General features: G+C 59.2%; 16 protein-coding genes. 8 read left to right on the top strand and 8 right to left on the bottom strand.

Annotated features, from left to right (window positions below):
* Positions 1-253: 253 nt before the first annotated feature.
* From prmA to ACA070_RS03050, 7 genes are all read left to right on the top strand, one after another.
* On the top strand, positions 254-1132 hold the full coding sequence (prmA, locus tag ACA070_RS03080; RefSeq protein ID WP_497449991.1) for a 50S ribosomal protein L11 methyltransferase: 879 nt from the start codon (positions 254-256) through the stop codon (positions 1130-1132).
* A gap of 30 nt (positions 1133-1162) precedes the next feature.
* Positions 1163-2389: a DUF3426 domain-containing protein gene (locus ACA070_RS03075; protein ID WP_497449990.1), complete on the top strand. Its 1227-nt coding sequence runs from the start codon at positions 1163-1165 to the stop codon at positions 2387-2389.
* A gap of 185 nt (positions 2390-2574) precedes the next feature.
* Positions 2575-3585, top strand: a complete 1011-nt coding sequence (gene dusB / locus ACA070_RS03070) for a tRNA dihydrouridine synthase DusB (RefSeq protein WP_497449989.1) — start codon at positions 2575-2577, stop codon at positions 3583-3585.
* A complete protein-coding gene (fis, locus tag ACA070_RS03065; protein WP_007945216.1) occupies positions 3582-3902 on the top strand; it encodes a DNA-binding transcriptional regulator Fis in 321 nt (106 codons plus the stop codon). The genes dusB and fis overlap by 4 nt, the downstream gene beginning before the upstream one ends.
* A gap of 81 nt (positions 3903-3983) precedes the next feature.
* Complete coding sequence (gene purH / locus ACA070_RS03060; protein ID WP_497449988.1) at positions 3984-5591, top strand: bifunctional phosphoribosylaminoimidazolecarboxamide formyltransferase/IMP cyclohydrolase; 1608 nt, start codon at positions 3984-3986, stop codon at positions 5589-5591.
* 156 nt (positions 5592-5747) lie between these two features.
* A complete protein-coding gene (gene purD, locus ACA070_RS03055) occupies positions 5748-7043 on the top strand; it encodes a phosphoribosylamine--glycine ligase (protein ID WP_497449987.1) in 1296 nt (431 codons plus the stop codon).
* A gap of 99 nt (positions 7044-7142) precedes the next feature.
* Entirely contained in the window at positions 7143-9914 is a 2772-nt protein-coding gene (locus ACA070_RS03050; protein ID WP_497449986.1) for a hybrid sensor histidine kinase/response regulator, read from the top strand.
* 22 nt (positions 9915-9936) lie between these two features.
* Here ACA070_RS03050 and ACA070_RS03045 read toward each other — a convergent pair whose 3' ends face one another.
* From ACA070_RS03045 to ACA070_RS03035, 3 genes are all read right to left on the bottom strand, one after another.
* Positions 9937-10578, bottom strand: coding sequence for a hypothetical protein (locus ACA070_RS03045; RefSeq protein ID WP_497449985.1), 642 nt, complete (start codon positions 10576-10578; stop codon positions 9937-9939).
* Positions 10575-11285, bottom strand: coding sequence for a hypothetical protein (locus ACA070_RS03040; protein ID WP_497449984.1), 711 nt, complete (start codon positions 11283-11285; stop codon positions 10575-10577). Before ACA070_RS03040 ends, ACA070_RS03045 begins: the two co-directional genes overlap by 4 nt.
* 78 nt (positions 11286-11363) lie before the next feature.
* A complete protein-coding gene (locus ACA070_RS03035; RefSeq protein ID WP_497449983.1) occupies positions 11364-12149 on the bottom strand; it encodes a hypothetical protein in 786 nt (261 codons plus the stop codon).
* Between the two features lie 256 nt (positions 12150-12405).
* On the opposite strand from ACA070_RS03035, the gene ACA070_RS03030 reads away from it, so the two are divergent.
* Positions 12406-13002, top strand: coding sequence for a MarC family protein (locus tag ACA070_RS03030; RefSeq protein WP_007937197.1), 597 nt, complete (start codon positions 12406-12408; stop codon positions 13000-13002).
* 20 nt (positions 13003-13022) lie between these two features.
* On the opposite strand, the gene ACA070_RS03025 is transcribed toward ACA070_RS03030, so the two are convergent.
* The 5 genes from ACA070_RS03025 to cobG all read right to left on the bottom strand — a co-directional run bounded on the left by ACA070_RS03025 (position 13023) and on the right by cobG (position 24797).
* Positions 13023-20117, bottom strand: a complete 7095-nt coding sequence (locus tag ACA070_RS03025; RefSeq protein WP_497451904.1) for a TcdA/TcdB pore-forming domain-containing protein — start codon at positions 20115-20117, stop codon at positions 13023-13025.
* A gap of 319 nt (positions 20118-20436) precedes the next feature.
* A complete protein-coding gene (gene cobJ, locus ACA070_RS03020; RefSeq protein ID WP_497449982.1) occupies positions 20437-22140 on the bottom strand; it encodes a precorrin-3B C(17)-methyltransferase in 1704 nt (567 codons plus the stop codon).
* Positions 22140-22871 carry a precorrin-2 C(20)-methyltransferase gene (locus ACA070_RS03015; protein ID WP_497451903.1) on the bottom strand — a complete coding sequence of 244 codons (732 nt, stop codon included), beginning with the start codon at positions 22869-22871 and terminating at the stop codon, positions 22140-22142. Before ACA070_RS03015 ends, cobJ begins: the two co-directional genes overlap by 1 nt.
* Positions 22871-23497, bottom strand: a complete 627-nt coding sequence (locus tag ACA070_RS03010; RefSeq protein WP_497449981.1) for a precorrin-8X methylmutase — start codon at positions 23495-23497, stop codon at positions 22871-22873. The genes ACA070_RS03015 and ACA070_RS03010 overlap by 1 nt, the downstream gene beginning before the upstream one ends.
* On the bottom strand, positions 23490-24797 hold the full coding sequence (gene cobG / locus ACA070_RS03005; RefSeq protein WP_497449980.1) for a precorrin-3B synthase: 1308 nt from the start codon (positions 24795-24797) through the stop codon (positions 23490-23492). The genes ACA070_RS03010 and cobG overlap by 8 nt, the downstream gene beginning before the upstream one ends.
* Positions 24798-24921: the final 124 nt, after the last annotated feature.

The raw sequence follows: 24921 nt of genomic DNA, 5'->3' as shown, positions 1-24921 counted from the left end.
CCATTGTGGCGAGGGAGCTTGCTCCCGCTCGGTTGCGCAGCAACCGCAAAACCATTCAACATAATTGCATCAGACCCGGCTCGGCCGTTTGGGACCGCTTCGCGCTCCAGCGGGAGCAAGCTCCCTCGCCACAGATGATTTGTTCACTTCCGGACCCCGTCTACCCGGTCGTCTTCTGTCTCGCGCTCGCGTAAACTTGCGCGCTTCTCGCAGCCCGCTAGGCTGCAATCAATATTTTTCAAAGGTGCCCGCCATGCCTTGGCTGCAAGTCCGTCTCGCCATCAGCCCAGAACAAGCCGAAACCTACGAAGACGCTTTCCTTGAAGTGGGCGCCGTGTCGGTGACCTTCATGGACGCCGAAGACCAGCCGATCTTCGAGCCAGAACTCAACACCACGCCGCTATGGTCGCACACGCACCTGCTGGCCCTGTTCGAAGGTGGCACCGAAGCCGCCAGCGTGCTGGCCCATCTCGAGTTGCTGACCGGCAGCCCGCTGCCCGAGCATCACAGCGAAGTGATCGAAGACCAGGACTGGGAACGCAGCTGGATGGACGATTTCCAGCCAATGCGCTTCGGTCAGCGCCTATGGATCGTGCCGAGCTGGCACGCGGCCCCTGAACCCGACGCCGTGAACATTCTGCTGGACCCGGGCCTGGCGTTCGGCACCGGCACCCACCCGACCACCGCGCTGTGCCTGGAATGGCTCGACGGTCAGGATCTCAAAGACTGCAACGTCCTCGATTTCGGTTGCGGCTCGGGGATCCTGGCGATTGCCGCCCTGCTGCTGGGCGCCAAGGAAGCGGTCGGCACCGACATCGACGTGCAAGCACTGGAAGCGTCCCGCGACAACGCCGGGCGCAACAACATTGCCGAAGCACTCTTCCCGCTGTACCTGCCGGAAGATCTGCCACAGGTTCAGGCCGATGTGCTGGTGGCCAACATTCTTGCCGGCCCGCTGGTTTCCCTGGCGCCGCAATTGTCCAGCCTAGTCAAATCCGGTGGTCGTCTGGCGTTGTCGGGCATCCTCGCCGAGCAAGGTGAAGAAGTCGCCAAAGCCTACGCCCAGGACTTCGATCTGGACCCGATCGCCAATCGCGATGGCTGGGTGCGCATCACTGGCCGTCGGCGCTAGAATGAGCGCCTGCATAAACCGGATCGCCGCATGACCGACAGCTTCGTCACTCAGTGCCCGCATTGCCAAACCAGCTTCCGCGTCAGCCATGCTCAATTGAGCGTGGCCCGCGGAGTGGTTCGTTGCGGCTCGTGCTTGCAGGTGTTCAACGCCGCCAAGCAGTTGCTTGAGCAGCGGGCAGGCAAGGAAGCGGACACACCGGTCGCTCCGGCCATCGTCGAACCGCCGGCACAGCGCGCCATCAGCCAGAAGCAGTGGTCCGCCACGGAAATGGATCTGGACAGCCTGGACCTGGACGAAGAACTCGCCCGGCTCGAACAGCGGGAAATCCAGCCGACCACGGAATTCGGCCAGCATCGCGAAAACGGCATCAGTGCTCGCCGCGACTCTGTCGAGCACGATGATGAACCCTGGTCCGACAGCCTCTTCAGCGAATCGGCGGCTGATCGCGCCCAGGCGGTCGAAGCCGACCAACGGGAAACGCAGCCAGACCCGGGCAAGCACTCGCGCACTGAACCTTCGTTCTCGCTGGAACCGGTTGATCTGGACGACGAGCCCCAGGCGCCGCAACTGCGCCTGAATGATCCGCTCGACATGCCCCTGCGCCATGATCGCCTGTCGGCAACCGATGCACCTGATGCACCTGATGACGACCTGCCCCCGATTGCCCCCCTGCGCAAGCGACACGTACGCAGTGAGTCGACCGAACGTGCCGACGCCTTGCAGGACCTGTCCGACGACCCGCTGCAACTGGATTGGCAAAAACGTCGCTCCCCTTGGGGCCGACGGCTTTTTTGGCTACTGCTGGTGCTGCTCGGTGCTGCCGCTCTCGGCGGCCAATACATCGCTTACCACTTCGACGAACTCGCGCGTCAGGACCAGTACCGTCCATGGTTCCAGCAGCTGTGCCCGCAACTCGGCTGCTCGGTGCCTTCGAAAGTAGACATCGCGAAGATCAAAAGCAGCAACCTGGTGGTCCGCAGCCACCCGGAGTTCAACGGAGCGCTGGTGGTCGATGCGATCATCTACAACCGTGCGCCCTTCTCCCAGCCCTTCCCGCTGCTGGAACTGCGCTTCGCCGATCTTAACGGCCACCTGATCGCCAGCCGTCGCTTCAAACCCGGCGAGTACCTCAACGGCGACCTCGAGGGCATGGCGGAGATGCCGCCACAAACGCCGATCCACATCGCACTGGATATCCTCGATCCAGGCTCCAAAGCGGTGAATTACAGCCTGAGCTTCCATTCGCCCGAGTGAAACGCTTCAGTGTTACGGCTTTGACGGCATATTTCTGACTTCGACCGCTCATACCAAACCGCTGGCGATAACAGAATTACTGTTCAGATTTTGTTCAATTCAGCCTTTATCCAGTCATCGAGAGCGGGTATCATGCCAACCCTTTTTCGAACTCTCATGATCCGGCCCCACAACAGGGAAGTCCTATGTCGGCGGTACGCATCGGTCCATATACATTGCACAACGGCTTGATTCTCGCCCCCATGGCGGGCGTCACCGACCAGCCCTTTCGTCAGCTGTGCAAGCGACTGGGCGCAGGGCTTGTAGTCTCGGAAATGGTCACCAGCGACATGAGTTTGTGGAACACCCGCAAATCGCGGATGCGCATGATCCACGAAGGTGATCCCGAGCCACGCTCGGTCCAGATCGCCGGGGGAGATGCACAGATGCTGGCGGATGCGGCCCGGGCCAACGTCGAAATGGGCGCACAGATTATTGACATCAACATGGGCTGTCCGGCGAAGAAGGTCTGCAACAAGGCCGCCGGTTCCGCCCTGTTGAAGGATGAAGCATTGGTGACCGAGATCCTGCAAGCCGTGGTGGCTGCGGTTGATGTGCCGGTCACCTTGAAGATCCGTACCGGCTGGGACCGGGACAACAAGAACGGCCTGACGGTGGCGAAAATCGCCGAGCAGGCAGGCATTACGGCGTTGGCGGTGCATGGCCGCACCCGTGCCGACCTGTACACCGGTGAGGCCGAGTACGACACCATCGCGGCGATCAAGCAGGCGGTGTCGATGCCGGTCTTCGCCAATGGCGATATCGATTCACCCGAGAAGGCCCGGTACGTGCTCGACGCGACCGGTGCCGATGGTCTGTTGATAGGCCGGGCTGCCCAGGGGCGGCCATGGATTTTTCGCGAGATCGATCATTTCCTGCGTACCGGCGAAAAACTCCCGGCGCTGGAACTGACCGAGGTGGAACGCATTCTGCTAGAGCATCTGGCTGCGCTGCACGTCTTCTATGGAGACGTCATGGGCGTCCGTATCGCTCGAAAGCATGTGGGCTGGTATCTCGCAACCTTGCCGGGCGCCAGGGAGTTTCGCGCCCACTTCAATCGTTTGGAAGATACGGAAGCACAATGCGCCAACGTTCAGGGCTTCTTCGCCGAACGTTATAAGAGCCTGACAGGGGACGGAGAAGGGGTGGCCGCATGACGATGATGACCGAGACTTTAGTGAGTGGAACAGCACCCGTGAGCGACAATGTGAATTTGAAACAGCACCTCAATACGCCGAGCGAAGAAGGTCAGACCCTTCGCGGGAGTGTCGAGAAGGCGCTGCACAATTATTTCGCCCACCTTGAAGGCGCTGCCGTCACGGATGTGTACAACCTGGTGCTCTCCGAAGTCGAGGCGCCCCTGCTCGAGTGCGTGATGAACTACGTCAAGGGCAACCAGACCAAGGCCAGCGAGCTGCTCGGGCTGAACCGAGGCACGCTGCGCAAGAAACTCAAGCAGTACGATTTGCTGTAAGCATTCAATCAAACCAGAAAGGCGCCCGCGTAAAACCGGTCGCCTTTTTTGCTGACTCCTTTGCTTTTGATGGAAATTGAAATGACCGACCAGACTACCCGCCTGCCGATCCGCCGCGCCTTGATCAGCGTTTCCGACAAGACCGGGATCCTCGAATTCGCCAAGGAGCTTGAAGCCCTGGGCGTCGAGATCCTCTCCACCGGCGGAACGTTCAAGCTGCTGCGCGACAACGGTGTTGCCGCAGTGGAAGTCGCGGATTACACCGGTTTCGCAGAGATGATGGACGGTCGGGTGAAAACCCTGCACCCGAAAATCCACGGCGGGATCCTCGGTCGTCGCGGTATCGATGACGCCATCATGAACGAGCACGGCATCAAGCCGATCGACCTGGTCGCGGTCAACCTGTACCCGTTCGAAGCCACCATCAACAAGCCAGGCTGCGACCTGCCGACCGCCATCGAAAACATCGACATCGGCGGCCCGACCATGGTCCGTTCGGCAGCAAAAAACCATAAAGACGTGGCCATCGTGGTGAACGCCAGCGACTACGCCAGCGTCCTCGAAGGCCTCAAGGCCGGCGGCCTCACCTACGCTCAGCGTTTCGACCTGATGCTCAAGGCCTTCGAACACACTGCGGCCTATGACGGCATGATCGCCAACTACATGGGCACCGTGAACCAGGCCGCTGACACCCTCAGCACCGAAGGTCGCAGCGAATTCCCGCGTACCTTCAACAGCCAGTTCGTCAAGGCTCAGGAAATGCGCTACGGCGAGAACCCGCACCAGAGCGCGGCGTTCTACGTGGAAGCCAAGCCTGCCGAAGTCGGCATCGCCACCGCGACCCAACTGCAAGGCAAAGAGCTGTCGTACAACAACGTGGCCGACACCGACGCCGCGCTGGAATGCGTGAAGAGCTTCGTCAAACCGGCCTGTGTGATCGTCAAGCACGCCAACCCGTGCGGCGTTGCCGTCAGCCCGGACGCCGAAGGCGGTATCCGTCAGGCGTACGAACTGGCTTACGCCACCGACACCGAGTCGGCGTTCGGCGGCATCATCGCGTTCAACCGCGAACTGGATGCTGAAACCGCCAAGGCGATCGTCGAGCGTCAGTTCGTCGAAGTGATCATCGCACCAAGCGTCAGCGAAGAAGCCCGCGCCATCGTGGCGGCAAAAGCCAACGTGCGCCTGCTGGCCTGCGGCGAGTGGTCGGCTGATCGCGCCGCTGCCTGGGACTACAAACGTGTCAACGGCGGTTTGCTGGTTCAGAGCCGCGACGTCGGCATGATCGGCAGTGAAGACCTGAAAGTCGTGACCAAGCGTGCGCCGACCGAACAGGAAATCAACGACCTGATCTTCGCCTGGAAAGTCGCCAAGTACGTTAAATCCAACGCCATTGTCTACGCCAAGAACCGTCAGACCATCGGCGTCGGCGCTGGCCAGATGAGCCGCGTGAACTCTGCTCGCATCGCTGCGATCAAGGCTGAGCATGCCGGTTTGCAGGTGGCGGGGTCGGTCATGGCTTCCGATGCATTCTTCCCGTTCCGCGACGGTCTGGATAATGCGGCCAAGGTCGGCATCACGGCGGTGATCCAGCCGGGTGGCTCGATGCGTGACAACGAAGTGATTGCAGCCGCAGACGAGGCTGGCATCGCCATGGTCTTCACCGGCATGCGCCACTTCCGTCATTGATTCAACTCGATCCAAATGTGGGAGCTGGCCTGCCAGCGATAGCATCTCCTCGGTCTAACTGATGAACCGAGTCGCCTGCATCGCCGGCAGGCCAGCTCCCACAGAAAAGCAGCTTCAGCGCTGCCCACAGAATTAGCGTCATCCGAGGTTTTTGAAATGAATGTTTTGATCATTGGCAGCGGTGGCCGTGAACACGCACTGGCCTGGAAAGTGGCTCAGGATCCGCGCGTGCAGAAAGTGTTTGTTGCCCCGGGCAACGCCGGCACCGCCATTGAAGCCAAGTGCGAGAACGTCGCTATCGACGTACTGGCCCTTGAGCAGCTGGCAGATTTTGCCGAGAAGAACGTTTCCCTGACCATCGTTGGTCCGGAAGTGCCGCTGGTCGCTGGCGTCGTCGATCTGTTCCGCTCCCGTGGCCTGGATTGCTTCGGTCCGACGGCCGGCGCTGCCCAGCTGGAAGGTTCGAAAGCCTTCACCAAGGATTTCCTGGCGCGCCACAAGATCCCGACGGCGGATTACCAGAACTTCACCGAGATCGAGCCGGCGCTGGCTTATCTGCGTGAAAAAGGCGCGCCGATCGTGATCAAGGCCGATGGCCTGGCCGCCGGTAAAGGCGTGATCGTTGCCATGACCCTGACCGAAGCCGAAGACGCGGTGCGCGACATGCTCGCGGGCAATGCGTTCGGCGACGCCGGTTCCCGTGTCGTGATCGAAGAATTCCTGGACGGCGAAGAAGCCAGCTTCATCGTCATGGTTGACGGCAAAAACGTGCTGCCGATGGCCACCAGCCAGGACCACAAACGCGTCGGCGACGGCGACACCGGTCCGAACACCGGCGGCATGGGCGCTTACTCCCCTGCCCCGGTGGTCACCGCCAACGTCCATCAGCGGGTCATGGACCTGGTGATCTGGCCGACCGTGCGTGGCATGGCCGATGAAGGCAACGTCTACACCGGTTTCCTGTATGCAGGCCTGATGATCGACAAGGCTGGTAACCCAAAAGTTATCGAGTTCAACTGCCGTTTCGGTGATCCTGAGACCCAACCGGTGATGCTGCGCTTGCAGTCGAGCCTGGTGTTGTTGGTCGAAGCGGCCCTGGCGCAAGCTCTGGACAAGGTCGAAGCACAATGGGATCCACGTCCGAGCGTCGGTATCGTGCTGGCTGCGGGCGGCTATCCTGGCGACTACGCTAAAGGTGTTGCCATCAACGGTCTGGATGCAGCCGCCGCACTGGAAGGTAAAGTCTTCCACGCCGGCACTGCACTCAAGGACGGTCAAGTGGTGACGGCCGGTGGTCGGGTGCTTTGCGCAACCGCCATGGGCGCCAGCGTTGATGCTGCCCAGCAGCAGGCTTACAAACTGACGGCAAAGATTGACTGGGAAGGCTGTTTCTATCGCAAGGACATTGGCTACCGTGCCATTGCCCGCGAGCGTGGCGAAAATCAGGAATAAGCGATCCGTTCGGCAGGGCTTGGGCTTCAGGCCCTTGCCGGACTGTTCCGGCGCCGCGCATAGTTATAATCTGGCATCAACCTACGAAGGGATTTCGCCGTGCGCTGGCTCAGGATTGCCATAGGTTTAACCGTCACGTTGCTGACCTTGCTCTGCATGCTCCCGGCCCAGGCCGCGCAAGGCAGTGGCTGGGCGGTATTGCTTGACGAACAGGGCGACCTGCAGCTGAGCGACATCCGTTCCGCTCGCTACACCAATCAATTCAGCCCCATCGAACTCGACCGCCTCACCGCGGCCGAGCCCCAGGGCGCGTTGTGGCTGCGTTTCAGGCTCGCGCCCGGCAAGCACGAACAATTGCTGCGTGTGTTCGCCCCCGACCTGTCGCACCTTCATCTGTATGTGCTCGACGGCGACACGCTGATCGATCAATTGAACACCGGCACCGGCCAGCCCCAGACTGACCGTCCCCTGCCCAGCAGCGATTTCATGTTGCCGCTGCCGCAAAGCGACAAACCCCTCGACGTCTACCTGCGACTGGTGTCCGAACACCAGTTGCGGCCGTACATCACCCTGCAATCGGCCGTCATGACTGCCGCCAATCAGAACCAGATGCTGATTTACGGCCTGCTGTTCGGTTGCATCGGCATGCTGATCCTGCACAACCTCGTCCGCTATGCCTATACCCGCTCGCGCAGCAGCGTCTGGCTGGCCGGATGCGAAGCCTTGTTGATGCTCAGCCTGTTGCTGTTGCTGAATCTGGCAGGGCCATGGCTACCCAACTGGCACGCGGTGCAGACGCCCGGCGCTTATCTCGCCTTGTTGCTGACGGCGCCCTGCGGCCTGATGTTCGCCTATCGCTTCTTCGCACCGCTCGGGTCGCACCCGCTGAACAAGCTGTTGCTGGGAGACATTCTGTTCATCGTGGTCTGCGGCTTGCTGCTGTTGTTCGTCAACACGCTGCCGCTGAACATCATTACCTACGCCCTGGTCGCCCTGGCGGGCCTGAGCATGTTGTTCGTCGGTGCCTATCACTGGCAAAAGGGTTATCGCCCGGCGCGTCTGTTCGTGGCGGCGATGGTGGTGTTCAACATTGGTACGCTGATCATGTTGCCGGCTCTGTTGGGGCTGACCCTGGTCGCGCCTCAAGGCTTGATCATGACGCTGCTTGCGTTCGTCTGCATCAGCGGCCTGTTGATGAGCATTGCGCTGGGCGAACGTCAGCGCAGCATCACTGAAGATCGTTTCAGCGTCAGCCGCGACCTGGCGGCCAGCAACGCCGAGATCAACGCCAAGGCCGAGTTCCTGGCCAAGATCAGCCACGAAATCCGTACCCCGATGAACGGCGTGCTGGGCATGACCGAACTGCTGTTGGGTACGCCGTTGTCGGTCAAGCAGCGTGACTATGTGCAGACCATCCACAGCGCCGGCAACGAACTGCTGACCCTGATCAACGAGATTCTCGACATCTCCAAGCTCGAGTCCGGGCAGATCGAACTGGACGACGTGCAATTCGATCTCAACGCTTTGATCGAAGACTGCCTGAGCATCTTCCGCGCCAAGGCCGAACAGCAGAACGTCGAACTGATCAGTTTCATCCAGCCGCAAGTGCCGCGCGTGATCAGCGGTGACCCGACACGTCTGCGCCAGACTTTGCTGAGCCTGCTGGAAAACGCCCTGAAGAAAACCGACGAGGGCGAGATCCTGATCGTCGTCGCCCTCGACGAACGCAGCGCCAAACCGCGCCTGCGCATCGCCGTACAGGACAGCGGTGTGCCGATGGAGGCCGAAGAGCGCGATGCACTGATGCACGCTGAACTGCACAGCAAACACTTCCTCTCCGCGACCAGCCTGGGCGGCAATCTGGGGTTGGTGATTGCCCGTCAGCTGATCCGCTTGATGCAAGGGGAGTTCGGTATCAAGAGCGGCGCCAACCAGGGCAGCACCTTGTGGCTGACCTTGCCGCTGGACCCTGATCGTCTCGAGCACCCGACCTCCGACCTCGATGGGCCACTGCAAGGTGCGCGCGTACTGGTGGTGGACGATAACGACACCTGCCGCAAAGTGCTGGTGCAGCAATGCAGCGCCTGGGGCCTGAACGTCAGCGCCGTGCCATCCGGTAAAGAGGCGCTGGCGCTGCTGCGCACCAAGGCTCACCTGCGCGATTATTTCGACGTGGTCCTGCTGGACCAGAACATGCCCGGCATGACCGGCATGCAACTGGCGGCCAAGATCAAGGAAGACCCAAGCCTGAACCACGACATTCTGCTGATCATGCTCACCGGTATCAGCAACGCGCCGAGCAAGATCATCGCGCGCAACTCGGGGATCAAACGCATTCTCGCCAAACCGGTGGCCGGCTACACCCTCAAGACCACCCTGGCGGACGAACTGAACCAGCGCAACAAAGGCGCCGTCTCACAGCATCTGCCCACCGGCCCGACGTTGCCGGTCAAGGTCCCGAGTGATTTCCGTATCCTGGTGGCCGAAGACAACAACATCTCGACCAAGGTGATTCGCGGCATGCTCGGCAAGCTCAACCTGCAACCGGACACCGCCAGCAATGGCGAAGAAGCCTTGCAGGCAATGAAAGCCCAGCGTTATGACCTGGTCCTGATGGACTGTGAAATGCCGATTCTCGATGGTTTCTCTGCCACCCAGCAGCTACGTGCCTGGGAAGTCGGCAACCAGCGGATTCGCACGCCAGTAGTGGCGTTGACCGCACACATCCTGGCCGAGCATAAAGAGCGTGCACGCCAGGCCGGCATGGACGGGCACATGGCCAAACCGGTCGAACTGTCGCAGTTGCGCGACCTGATCGAGCATTGGGTTGCGCAGCGGGATCAGCAGAACCGCACAGTGTCGACCATCTGAGAGCCCTCGGGCTGACGCTCGGTCAGATGTCCAGAGCGCTCAAATATTTCAGGGACTGGGACACCACAGATTTCTTCACCTTCTCCCGGAACGTGCCGTAATGAAGCGTGTTGAAGGTGATCGTGGTTATCTGTTCGGTGCTTTTTTGCTCAAGCGAATCATTTTTGCTGAACATAAACCGAGAGATATCTCGCACTATCGAAAACTCGCGGTGATAGACGGCCATATCCACCTTATGCGCGCCGTTCATCACGCAAGGAATCATCTGAAAGTAGGCGATATCTCCCTTCAGGGTTATGGACTCAAACATTTCGAGCGCCAGAGAATCGCGCTCCAACGCTGTCAGGGCGCGGCTGATGGGTATTGAGAATCTATCACCGATGGATTCCCGGATACGTTGTATCGCCTTGCTGCCCATCGGCGCGACAGGCGCGGGTGAAAACGTTTGAGGTGTGGGCACATCCCATCCCAGAAATCGGAGTTGGTTGCAGTAGTAGTCGAACCAGTCGCCCGATAATCCATCAATCATTGCATCGCGTGTGGCTCTTTGCGCAAAAGCCGTGCTCATGTAGACGTCTTCGCGGTGAGACGCAGGCAGTCCGCTGGCGAACGACACGATACTGCCACCCACCACCGCTGCCGGTGGTGCAATCAGATCCGTCATGACCGAACCTCCTCTGGCTGCGTGGTGCTGCAGATATCGCCGTGCAAGGTCAACCTTGCAACATTGGTCTCGATGCGGTCTTTGACCTTCAGAGCAATTTGATCTCGTACAGGTGCATATATCGCTTCCGACAGCCTCGCCCGGACGTAACGGCGGCTAATGAGGCCTTGTACATCTTCGCCAGAATAGAGGTGCGCCAAAGGGTTGGAACTCAGCAATTGATGGGTTTTGAGCTCGATACATACACTGCTGAACGAAGTCGGTGCTGACGCCACGATCACCAGCAAACGAACATCCATCGCAGGTGCCGGCACCTCGGCGGACTGCTCTTCAGACACTTTTTGCATATGGCTGCGCAACAAGTTGGTTGCCGGGTTGATGTCCGATTCGTTGACAATTCGTGACAACACATCGGTAGTCACATGCCCTTCATCTGCCCCCACTTTGGACATCGCTGCGGCCGCCCACTGAACCGCCGACTCAACACTCTCTGGAGGCAGATTCAAGTCTTCGCGCGCTTTAACGGGCCACCTCCAGATACCATCCAAAACTTTCATGTAGGTGTCATACCAACTCACACCTGGCTCTAGTTGTGTTTTTTTATTGGCTGCCAACTGTGCATACAACACCGTATTGACCACATCATCATAAGTGGTCAGATCCTTTGATTCGGGGACTATCAAAACCGCAGCCCCGACAATCAACACTGAATAATCACATCTCATTCAAATACCCCCCACACAGAGAAGAGCGGTCGTTGTTTCGACCGCCCTTCCAGGCATCTATCAAATATCGTAGTCGAGTTTATCAGTCGAGTACTTCACAAGTTTCGATGCAATCAGCTCACGAGTAGCCGCAGCCTGCAGATCATTCTTTTCGAAAACTGACTCACCGCGATACAGATTTACGTTACGAACATCCACATCGACGAATAACACTTTATGCGATGAGTTCTCGCGTAGAAAACGTACGGCACCAATGGCAAAAACAGTAGTACCGTTAACATCGACACACGAGCCGGCCGATATGCCACCCACACCATGTTTCAGCAAGTTGCTCTCATACAGCGTCAATGCGGTATCGCGTTTTTGCAAGGCGGAAATCGCATCCCCCGCGGTTTTCAGCATCAGAGCAGCAGCCGGGCCCGGTACGGCAAGGCCTGTGACTACCGAAGCAAGGATCTCCAGTACCAACTTGTCCATGCGTACACTGGTTCCCGACACGTCCAGATTGTTGAAGTACTTGCTAGTCTCCGCCCAACCAATCTCACCCATGACTTTACGGAACTGCGCGTACCACTCCTTGCCTTGGTGTTCCAGTGGAAACTGTTTGTTTGCCACAAGCGTCGCATACTGATAAGCATTCTGTGCGTCACTGCGGTTAATACCGGTGAGGTTACCGCTGAAACTAATAAGGCCTTCGCCTACGACCGATGCTTTCGACGGCACTTCAACTTCATCACCCAACGCAAACAAACCGCGAGGCCTAATAAACAGTTGCTCGCCCAAATCATAAGCCTGAAGACTTTTCAAACAGGCAGCAATATGACCTTCACCAGACAAATTATTCATAACTTCTTCCTTTTCGACATTACCGCAAGCTCCTCATGAACTTGCTGAAAGAAACAATAAACAAACAAACTAATCCTGACAAACCAAAACTTGTAACATCATCCACAGAACCAACAACCCACAACTAACTAATTAAATTCAGCCCAATAACCTATACAGTAAAAAATAACTTTCAGATCTTTCAAACTCGACACCCACAGACAATTGGCCGACTGATAGACTCCGACTTACCCTTCTCTGGATGCGAGCCAAAACCATGCTCCACGTGCTATTCAGCGTTTACCTGAAGATGCTGGTGCTCTACAGCCCGTTCTTCGTGTTGTCCTGCTTCATCAGCCTGACCCGCGGTTATTCACGCAAGGAACAACGGCGACTGGCCTGGAAAGTGGCAACCGCCACACTGGTCTCCAGCGTCTTGCTGTATCTGTTCGGGCGGGTAATTTTCAGTGTCTTCGGCATCACCGTGGACGCGTTCCGCATCGGTGCCGGCAGCGTGCTGTTTATCTCGGCGCTGGGCATGGCCCAGGGCAAGTCGGCGGTGCAGACTGACAACGTGCAGCAGGACGTGACCATCGTCCCGCTGACCATTCCATTGACGGTCGGCCCCGGCACCATTGGTGCCCTGCTGGTCATGGGCGTGAGCCAGCCGCATTGGGACGACAAACTCACGGCCATTCTCAGTATTGCCCTGGCCAGTTTTACGGTCGGCGTGGTGCTTTACCTGTCCAACCGTATCGAGCGGATTCTTGGTGACCAGGGCTTGCAGATTGTCAGCCGGTTGATGGGACTGTTCGTGTGCGCGCTGGCGGCACAGATTATCTTCACGGGCGTGAAAGGTTATCTGGTGCCCTGATAAGCCAGCGGACGCAGGGCCTAAACAGCCGGTTCTGCGATCACGTCGAGCTGATAATTCGACATCAGCTGCGCCAACGTTGCGCTGCCGGAAACGCCCTTTTGCTTCAGCAACTCGGTCACTATTTCCGAAACCGCACGTGATCGATAGCCATTGAGCGAAAGAAACACATCACCCCGCAACGCGACATCTGTTGAGTAAACGCCACGAAAAATCAGGCTATGCCCGCTATCCTGACCGTTCATCACCAAGTGTTCATCGACCAGGCTGACCCATAACTGATCCATGATCGAAGCATCCAGAATCAGTTTCCCCGGAATCAAGGGTGGACGCTCAAGCGGATAACGACAATCGACGATCACCGATTCAAGTTTCAACCAGGCCGCCCGGGTCAGCCGGCCAGTCGTTGCCCCCTGCCCCATTTTGAGCACCAGGATGCTGACATCATCGGCAATCAACGGCAGAAGGTCAGTGACCGTCTTCGCCCCCTCGACCACCAGCACTTCGGCGTTTCGCTGCACATAGTCGAGCGGCCCTACCGAGCTTCTCTGCGGATAGGTGTGCAACAGCCCATCCCCGCTTTCGTGCAGCATCACATTGGTTTGATCCCGGGTGCCCACCAGCGTGTATTGCGCAGTAATGGCGGCTTTCGGAATCCGGATCAATCGTCCGGTCCGGACCACATACCATTGAAGGTCATCGGGGTTTTTGACCGACAGGAAATCGGCGCATCGATATTCGTTGGCCAGTGCCGCCAGCCCCTCACTCAATGGCCCTTCCAATGCCATGACCCAGCGGCTGTCCACACCCGTAATCCGTACCGGTTCGTTGTGTTGTAAATCCACCTCCAGGCCATCGAGCGTCGTGGCCCTCAAGCCAGCACCCTCCACCTTCACGTCGGTAAAGATCCAGGGTGCCCACTCCTGCATCGGGGCGGGTAATGCCTCAGCTTGCAAAAGCCTGGTTCCTTGGCCGAATGCAGCGTTCAAGAGTTCCGAATCGATAAAGCGCTGGCGGAAAATCCTGCCCGTTGAGAGATCGAACAACCAGGCGGCTTGACTGTCTGGAGCGATACTCAGCAACCGCACTTCTTTGCCATGGCCGAGATCCGCGAGCAACAGCCGATCCTCCAGGTACCAGGCGCACAAACCGGCGTCCCCCGCAAAGTTGGTCAACCCCAGGAGGGCGAAACTCGACACCGGATACTGCGTCGACACGGCTGGCAATGCGGCCCACCACTGGGTTCGATCCTTGAACCAGGTTTCGGTCAAACCGCCCAAACGCAGATACCCGTCCGGCGTCATATTGAAGAACAGGCCCGAGTCGGTCAGGGCGAGATGACCCTGCTCAACAGCAACAACATTTTTCAACCCGGGAGGGGCAATTTGCCTGGACGACCATTGCTCGCGTCCCTCCACCATCGATCGCTGCTGTCGCATGAGGCTTCCAACAGGCTTGTCGTAAGTGACGAATACCTCTCCCTCGGCACCGGCGGGAGCGACAAGCAAAAGGGTATTCAAAGCCTTGATCGAATCTTCCCATCCCCTCGCATGGTGACGTCGGGCAGCCGCACGGATGATCAACCCGTCAACATCGCGGACCCAGACCAGATCACGAGACGTGTCTTCGAACTGCCAACAAATCGAAACCAGCGCACCGGGGCGCCAATTCACGGTATCGATGGACTCTGCCGGCAACACATAGTCGCCCAGTACCTGCTTCCAGTCCGTGAGCGTGTCGCCCTGTAAAACGGCCTGCAATGCCGGATCGTGACCGCGGTTGATTGAGCCAAGCAACACGGCCCCTTCATGGATCATAAAAGTCAGCTCATCGTGCGGGCCATCCTTTGGCGTGGACTGCTGCACGACCTGAATGCCGCCGTTGGCCACAGCCTCACAGCGGGTAATGGTCAAGCCCTCGCTGACCAGCAAACGATAGCGTCGGACCAGCGTGCCGGTGGTCGCGTCGACCTGCCAGACATCGAAACTCTCGGGGTGATAGAAATAGGCCGAGCCTTCGACCACCGCTCCCAACACCACCTCATCGGCCAACAAGACATTCGGATCGCGGATATACAGAAAACGATCCTGAGCCGAGTCGTAATAGGCGACCACCGTCCTCGGCTCGTCCGGTTTTTCAAACGGCACCACAAAGTTGTGAACGGCGGTGTAAGGCATGGCCAGTCGATGTGCACGAGCCAGTGACTTGAAGTGATCCAGCAACGCTTCCTCGCCGAGCGCCGGATCGGCCTCCTCTTCGACCACCTCCAACGTCAGGGCAACAAGATCAACGCGCATGATTGTGTTACCCGCAAGCTTGAGCAACACATCGTGAACACCGCCGCCTGTGAACGTCACACCCAACGTATTCGAAATGAGGCGACCACCAGCGGCTATCCGGATGTCTGCCTCGGCCAGCCACGGAACCTGCAGCACCCAGCGCATGGCCGTATGGCCGGGCGCGTCGAGCTCAAGGTCCACCCCGGGATTGAGCAGCACGGAGCATTGGGCACCGGCACCTTCGATCCGGTAGGTAACCAGGCCGTGCCACGCTTTCGGCAGAGCAGGCACCACCAGCGAGCGCTCAACGTTGTCGAGACGAACGTTGAACACCGTTGCTTTGTAGACAGGGTTCAGCCGGTTGACCACGTACTCGCCGGGAAACGAGTAGAACGAAAACAGAAACTGCCATTGCCCCTGTTCGTTCTTTTTCTCCAGGCGACGTGCCGTATCAAAGCCGCCGGCATGACGAAACGAGACAAACGGCAGCAACTTGTACTCATAGCCGTACCAGGTTTTTGGGGTGGCGGGCAATACGATCGTCTGCCCGGGCTGCGGCGAAAAAGACGCCGAGTCGGGCAACCCCAGGCCTACGCGGATATCGGTGGCGCGGTCGTAATCCACATCGAAATCCGGGACCCCGAAATGGTCGCGAAGCGGGAACAGTTTCGGGCTGTCAAAACGGACCACCGATGCGCGCAAATCAAGCTCGGCGCATACCAGCAAGGGATGTGCAATCCAGGCATTCGAGGCCTTGTCCAGATGATAGCCGCCCTGTAGATAAGCCTTTTCCAGCCCCTCAAAAAACCGGGCGACTTCTTTGGCTTCCTCGGCAATGGTGGCAAACCCTTCGGCCAGCGCAGCGACGCCCACCGCCAACCCGCCCAGAATCACCCCGGCACCGCCCAGCACCGCCGCCACGGTACCCGCGCCCGCCAATGCCGCACCCAGCCCGGCTGCGCCCAACACGGCGCTCGCGGAGTCGAACGCCAACTGCGTCCCGAACTGCGCCTTTTCAATGTCATTGGTGGCATGGCTCAACTGGTAAATATCAAACCCGACATTCACCATCCCCAGTACCGTACCGACGCCTTCATTGGCCACATGACCCAAGGCCTTTTGCACCAACGGCGCACTGGTGCGGGCGATCAGTTTTTCATCGTCCAGCGCCTGGCGCACCAGTGCCACAACGCCAATCACATCCACCACGTTGCCGTGGACCAATTGGGCGTAGTTGACGTAGGCATGCAAGCGAATGGCAGTGGTCAGTGCCTTGTCACCACCGCTGTCCGCGCCTTCGTGATGACGCAGTGCGTTCATCAAGGCTTGCACGGTGAAACCGGCATTGAGCGTATGGACACTGCCGGCGTCCGTCGGGTCAGACAAGCTGGCCGCTTCATGGGGTTGCGCTGCCAACGTATGGAAGGTTTGCGAGAGGTAGTTCTTGATCCTCAGGAATCGCGGATCATCGGTGGTGACGCGCACAATGGTGTGAGCTGGATCGGTATCGACCAGACTGATTTTGTACTCACCTGCCGGGGTTATCTCCAGGGTCTCGAACAACGCAACGGTGCCCGACGCCAGCCCGTGTTGCTCCTGCAACTGCCGAGTCGCTTGCGCGATCTGCCTGCCCCACCAGTGGGCGCCCAGTTCCAGTAACGAACTGCCCAGGACACCGTTATTGACCAGCGACTGTCCGCGCGCGCTGGCCAGTCGCTGTCTGACCCGCGGCGCTTGTTCTGGCAGGCTGCCCGAATCGGAAAGACTGGACACCCGCACGCCCGACGACAGTACCTTTTCATTGAGTCGACCCGCGTCGAGCTCAATCAGATCAAAGGCCGGACGAGCGGGCTCGCCATAAGCGGCGTAAGGCCTGGCCATCTCTTGTCCAACAAAAAAATGAGTCAGCGCTGCGCTGAACGCCTTTGCAGTATCGAACTCGAAAACACCAAAATTCGGATCGTAGAAATGATAGGTACTGCTCTCGCCAACGACACTTTTGGCCACCAGCATCGAATGGTTATCCGAGTTGAGCATCAACGTGCTGCTGCCGGTTTTCTCTTCAAGCGTTGCAATCACCTGTGCCAGATCGGAGCGCTCCACCGCCCCCCCCAGGTCATGAACGTCGACATCGCGAAGCTCTTCGAGAATGCTCACGAATGCAGTCGAATCGCTGGTACCCGGTTCAATGACCGCCAGGTAAAACCGCTCACGAAGGAGGTTGCCCGCTTCGCTCCCCTTGCTGATCGCAGCCGCCATGGCCAATGCCAACGGGTAGCAACGCCCGGCGATCCGGTCACCGGCGCCATGAAGCAACAAGTCCTGAGGCACCAGCTTGAAGGTGCCTTGATCGAAGCTTTCCAGCACATCGGTCATGCGCTCGCTGATGCGGTCACGGAATTCGAGTTTGGCCACCTGCTGAATCCGGGCGACCTGGCGCCCCCATTGCAGCAAGGTCAGTGACTGCTCCAGCGCCAGCTTCTTCAACTCGATGCTTGTCTCGGACAACGCGACGGAGGGTGTTGAGGCACTGGCCAGACCATCAACAAACGCGGGGTGATTTTCTTTGAACAACTCTCGCTCAATGGCCCCGTAACGGTGTGATACCCCCAGTTCAGACACGTTGTTGGCAAGGTTTTCCAGCCGCGCGCTGACCTGATTAAAGTGCCCTTGATCCATGGCCCGCGCGCCCAGCAACGAGCCGATCAACAGCCGCTGCCGTGGATTAAACTGCTCAACTTGCAACGTGCCACGACCAATTCGGTGAAGCAATTCATCCAGAGGTAAATCCCCGGCTGCCGGCTCACCCACCAATGACGGCGGTAGCGCGATCTCCTGCGCGATGATGGATTGACGCTCGTCAAAACTCAGCTGCAATGTCTTGTCGAAAGTCACCTCACCGGTGGTCCGTTGACTCATCGCTCGCCAGAAGGGTTCACCCAGGTGTTGCGCCAGCGATTGCAGCAATTCGGTCGACAACACATGTCGACCTTCAATGACGGGCCAGCCATGGTCGAAATGGATCGTCTGGCTCTTTAGCAACTGATCCACTTTTCCCACGTAACGCGCCTTGAATTGCCCGGTTTCCCAACGTTGCTTTTCGTTCTTTAGCCAGGCGACGGTGTCGCTTTCGTTTTCTTTCCAGGAATGGTCCAACTCCTCCTCGGTATGTCGGTTCACTGTTGCGGAGGGGTCAATCGCCACATCCTTGCGCCAGACGCCCGCGGCGCGAGGGGTGAAGTGCATTTTCGCGTAATCGGCGAGCGCATCGCGCATCGCAGCGGGCCCAGTCAAATAGATGGTCACTTCGCTTTGGGGGCGAATACCATCGCTGTAGTAACTCGCTGCAGCCTTGACCAGAAAATAAAGCGCGAGCTCTACATCCGTTGGCAGCGCTTCCAAACGGCCGAACTGTGTTTCGACGACGTCCTGCGCAATACGGCTCATCGCCTCAGCATCGACAGCGGCGACCTGTTGCTCCATGGCCAAGCGGGCCGTGGTATCCACGATCTCATAATTGAGTTTGAAGCGATCGATCACGGCGCTCAACATCGCCGATCCGGGATGAGCCATGAGAAACGCATTACTCAGGCTCCCCCCTTCGGCAACCGCTCGCAGCCCGTTCGGACGAACGAGACGTTCTTGGGGCGCGTGAAAAACACTGGTCAATGGCGGGCTACTTTTAGCGAAACGTTCCAGCGCCGGGCGATGTTCTTCAGGAATGCGCTCGAAGTAACTTTTGTATTTACTTCTTGATGCTACGCGACCAGGCATCCATTGCGGATTTTGATCCAGCAACAACTGCAATACAGGCAGGCGTACATCATCGCTCAAATCACTGATGTCCACATCGCCCAGCCTCTCTACAAGAGGAGGCAGATTATCGACATCAGCATACATTCCGCCTTCCGCCATCAAAGCCTCGATGCGTACTACATCGGAGGCCGCGGCAAAGTTGCCTCGCAGACTGATTTCCCGTTGGTAAATGGCCTGCAAGTGAAGCGGTGTAACATTTGCTGCAATATCACGAAGTTCCACACCCTCCTCACCCATGGCGGAAATACTCTGGACATTCTTGTCCCGCAAGGCTTTCAACGTTGTTTCATTCTGGCCATACCCACGAACCAGCAAATCAATTCGCGCTTCATCCGCGCTAATACCGCGCTCTACTGCTTTGTTGATATGGGCGAACATTTGTTGTTTGAGAACAATGGCCCGCTCTTCATATTTATCACTAAGATCAATATCCGATTCTGTGCTATGTCCGCCATTAACCATCGCATCGGCCTTCGTGGCCTCGACAACGATCCGGTTGGTTTCATAGGCCAGTAACGCATCGCTGTCGTACCAGAGCTTCACGGCATATCCCTGCCCGGCCAACACCTTGCTCCAGACATCGATATAGTCGCGCTGGATTGTTCCGAGGCCACCTCCAAGCCAGACGAAGTGCAGATTTTTCGGCACTTCCGTGGCCGCGGCACTCAGCTGTTCAACGCTGTCGGACAGGCGCGCCTGAAAGCCTTCGACCCTGTCGCGGATTTCAGTCAGCCCCGGAGCGGCAGCGCCCTGCGGCGCAGTTTGCGGGTCCACTCCGGCTGCACGTCGTCGCCGGCGCTTGGGCTCGACGAAAGACCCGAGCGCCTCGCGGAGCAAACCCAGCGGTGCGAGCATCCTCGGAAAATCGAGCATGGCGATACAAGCGAAGTAATATCGAAATACCGCGTCGTATTCATCTGTCCCTTGATGTTCCTGTAACGCCTGTTCAAGATCGGACAATTTAAATAGATCAATAAAATCGACATAGCCGTTTACACGACGAACAGCTTGCTCACCCATAAAGATTACTTCCCTGTAAAAATAAAAGCGGGCCACCCATCAAGGTAGCCTTCTCAAAAAACACTAACCGAACAAACTTCCAGCCTCAAAGAAGAAAACAAACAATTGATGACCAAACGAACATCCAGAAACTTTAAACCCATCAAAAATCACAAATAAAAAACAAACGAAAAGACAACCACCAACGAATACGGCAGTTCTCTTTACGCCAAAGCAAACATCAACTTACATCAAGGCATCGAACCGTCTGCCGCAAAGACTTCCTGTTCATTCACGACAGACAGTTATAAAAGCGGCCTCAGGACGAGGCCGCCGACATTTACGAAGTTGGCTTGTCGCCGTACCAACGAGGCGTATACACCCACTTGCCACCCTCGGCACGCGGGAACACGCAGGTGGTGGAAGAGCCGATCAACACCATGGTGCGCATGTCGACCTGATCGGGGGTCAGTTCACCGAGTGTGGTGACGCGTAACGTCTGGCCAGGACGACCAATATCGCGTCCCAACACGACCGGCGTTTCAGCGGTGCGGTGCTGCGCGACAATCTCCAGTGCGCGGCCCAACTGCCAAGGGCGCGAACGCGAGATCGGGTTGTAGAACGCCAACGCCAGGTCGGCCTGAGACGCCAGGTCCAGCCGCTTCTCAATAATTGCCCAAGGCTTGAGGTTGTCCGACAGCGACATCACGCAGAAGTCATGGCCCAGTGGCGCGCCGGCCTGAGCCGCCGTTGCCAGGGACGCAGAAATGCCCGGAAGAATCTCCAGATCAACGCTGTGCCAGCTCGGCTCGCTCGACTCGTGTAACGCTTCGAGCACCGCCGCCGCCATGGCGAATACGCCCGGATCCCCCGACGAAACCACCACCACCGATCGCCCTTGAGCCGCCAGTTCAAAGGCGTGGCGAGCGCGCTGCATTTCCTCGCGATTGTCGGTGCAATGCAGCACTTGATCCTCGCGAAATGGCCCGGCCATGCGCACGTAGGTTTCATAACCCAGCACGTCATTGGCCCGCGCCAGTTCGGCCTTCACTGCCGGCACCATCAGTTCGGCGGCGCCAGGGCCCAGGCCGATCACAGCCAAACGACCGCGCGCACGACCGATCTGTGCAAGCTTCAGTGGCTGACTGGCCACTGCGATGGCGATACCGGTATCCGCCGACACAACGGTAGCGTTCGGCACGGTGTGGCGAACCAGCTCGCTGACGCCGCCGCTGACCGAGGCAAACCGCAGCGGCACGCCCAGTTCAAGCGCTACTTCACGCAACGCAGGGTTGACCATGTCCAGATCGCTGGCAAGCAGACACGCCAGCGACTGCACCGCGATGTTCGCCTGATGCAACGCCGCGCGAATCGCATGCGGCAAATCCGCCACATCGGCGTTCACCGCCACCAGTACGCTGCGCGGGTAGATCAACAATTCATTGGCCGTCGGCGTGCGCTCGGCACTGCCGACATGGATCGACAACTGTGCCTGCGGGTCTTCCGGCAGCTGCGCTTGCGCCAGCCACGGCGCGGCGCCTTCGATGCGCACGCTTTGCCCGGCGAGCAAATCCGAGACGAAGCGCTTGCCCAGTTCCAGATCGCCGAGGGCATAACCGCTGGGTGGATTGAGCAGGCAGGTGCCGAAGCGCAATTCACCGCTGGTGGTGATCGCCGCAGTGACCTCGAGGCCGGCAGCAATCTCCCGCGCCATGACGTTTACGCCACCGAGGCCGCCGAGCAGCGGCACCACGGCGCTGCCGTCTTCGGCCACAGCCAGCACCGGTGGCTCGGCGCCCTTCTCCAGCAGCAACGGCGCCAGCGTGCGGATCACGATGCCCGCCGCGCACAAGGCAATGATCGGCGTGTCTTGCTGATAGAACTCGCGCAAGGTCGCGCCGAACTCGTGATAGACACGGTCCGCGCCTTCAACCCGCTCGCCCAGGCCGTGGATCAACGCGCCGGGGTAGACCTGTTGAATCTTGCGTGCAGTGGCGAGGCTGCCATTGCCAAGAATGACAATCGCCGGAACTGGACGGGCCATCAGCCTTGCCACCGTTCGCCGGGCACGATGATCAACGAGAAGTACGGCGAGGACATCGGCTCGACCTGATCCAGCGCAACGATTTTCTGATTGGCCATGGTCGCGCGCTCGACGTACAGCGCACGCTCTGCCAGACCGAGTTCTTCGAGTACCTGACGGACCTTGGGGAAGTTACGCCCCAGCTTCATGATCACGGCGGCATCGGCATCGGCCAGACGACGCTTGAGATCGTCCGCGGGCAATACACCCGACAGGACCGACAAACTCTGATTGCGATACACCAGCGGCGCGCCCAATACAGAAGCACCGCCGAGCATCGAGCAGACACCCGGCACAACTTCGGCTTCATAGCGCTCAGCCAGACGATCGTGCAAGTACATGTAGGAGCCGTAGAAGAACGGATCACCTTCGCAGATCACCGCCACGTCACGACCGGCGTCCAGATGCGCGGCGAGTTCTTCGCCCGCTGCATCGTAGAAATCGCTGATTACTTGCTCGTACGACAGCGGTGCCGGCAGCGCTTCAGTGGTCACCGGATACACCAGCGGCAGCAGCGTCTGTGCGTCCTGCAAATGCGCTTCGATGATGCCGAAGGCGTTGCCTTTTTTGCCCTTGGCGACGAAGTACGCCACCACCGGCGATTCGCGCAGTAAGCGCAGGGCTTTGACGGTAATCAGTTCCGGATCACCGGGGCCGACGCCCAGGCCGATCAAACGTCCAGGTGACTGCATCATTCGATCTCCGTGGCGAGGGCGTTGATGGCGGCGGCGGCCATGGCGCTACCGCCCAGCCGGCCTTGCATGATGACAAACGGCACGCCGCGACTGTCTGCCGCCAGCGCTGCCTTGGATTCCGCGGCGCCGACGAAGCCCACCGGGAAGCCAAGGATCAGCGCCGGTTTCGGTGCGCCGGCATCGAGCATTTCCAACAGATAGAACAAAGCGGTCGGCGCGTTGCCGATCACCACCACGCTGCCTTCCAGATGCGGGCGCCACAGTTCCAGCGCGGCGGCGGAACGGGTGTTGCCCAACTCACGGGCCAGCTCCGGAACGCTTTCATCGCGCAGGGTGCAGATCACCTGGTTGTTGGCCGGCAACCGCGTGCGGGTCACGCCTTCGCTGACCATCCGCGCATCGCACAGAATCGGCGCGCCAGCGGCCAGCGCCTCACGCCCGGCCTTGCCCGCACCTGCGGAAAATTGCAGCCCGTCGATGGCATCGACCATGCCGCAGGCGTGGATCACCCGCACCGCGAGTTTTTCCAGATCGGCCGGGATTCGCTCGAGGTTGGCCTCGGCACGAATGATCGCGAAGGAGTTGCGATAGATCTCCTGACCGTCGCGGATGTAATCAAGCATCTAAGGGGCTCCGTGAGCGGGCGTCGAGCAAGGCTGCGACCGCTTCAATAGTAAGATTGCGTGCGTGCAGCGCGCCGAAACCCGGCTGCGCGGCATCGCGAAAATAGAGGTCGTAGTGACCGGGAGAAACCGCCAGCAAAGTGACCGGTGCGATGTGCGCGGCCGCGCAGGAACGCTGGCAGCCGGACAGGTGCACGTTCAGCGTCTGGCCGTGGCGTTGCAGCAGCGCCGCCAGTTGTCGGGCATCGCCCTTGGTGTCGGCCAGTCCTTTGCCGCAACCGGTCGAGCCGGTGCAGGCGATGAGATGCGCCAGGGCATCGTCGGCCGAGCAACGCAGACCGAAGTGTTCGAGGCTGTGGATAACTTGAGGCGCGTCATCACCAAGGACGCCGGGCAATAACAGACTTTGCCAAGGCGTGAAACGCAACGTGCCGTCGCCCTGTTCGCGGGCCAGTTGTGCGGCGCCCCTGAGCATCGCCGGATTCAGGCGGCCCAGCGGCGGCACTGCGCCGATGTACACACGCCCGGCGTCACGCTGTGGATGGGGGCCGATGTGCAGGGCACCTGGATTTGCCTCGCGCTGCCAAGCCTTGATGGACATCAACGGCACACGTTCGGCGAGGCGCGCGAGAAACGTGTCGAGCGAACACTCGGCGAGCAGATGCCGCAGGCGGGTCTGCTCGGGGCGCGCCAGTTCCAGGAACAACTCCAACACCGCGACCACCAATGCGTGGCCCTGCTCCAGCAACACCGCACCGACGGGCAGGTCGACGAGGCAACCTGCCAGACCAAATGCAAACACCCGCTCACCGTCTCGTTCAGCTGCGGACAACCAAAGGTCATGAGGGTGTTCGAGCATTGCCAGACTTTCACCGCCATCCAGTTGCACGGCGAACTTGGCGCTGAGGTCGTGGAAGCGTTCGTCGCTTTGCAGCGTGGAGAGGATCTGTTCGGCCAGTGGGCGCGTATTGATCAGCATCTGCTGATCAATGCCAGCGCCAGGACTGAGCATCAGATTGCGCACATCGTCGCCCGCCGCGCTGGTCGGACCGAGCCCGGCCGCCATCAGGCTGTCGATCAAGGCGCCGTGTTCACTGCCGATCCCGCGAATTTGCAGGTTGGCGCGGTTGGTTGCCTCGATCACCCCGCCAGCGAAACGCTCGGCGGCATCGGCCACCGCTTCGGCCTGGGCCGCACTGATTGAACCGCCAGTCAACTTGATCCGGCAGATGCCGCCATCCAGCGCCTGGACAATACGCAGCAACCCCGGGCAGGCCGAGGGGCGTAAGGCTGAAGACATCGGGCGTTCGTTCAAGGGGGCGACCGGCAATGGGGGAAAGACGCTTCACGGGCGAAGGCGCGGTATTATGCCTGCTTTGTTCGACGGCATGAAAAGCCTGCCCGTCGGAACAACTCGTTTGAAG

The organism is Pseudomonas sp. LBUM1678, from assembly GCF_059695575.1.
This window is presented reverse-complemented; position numbering and strand designations above follow the sequence as displayed.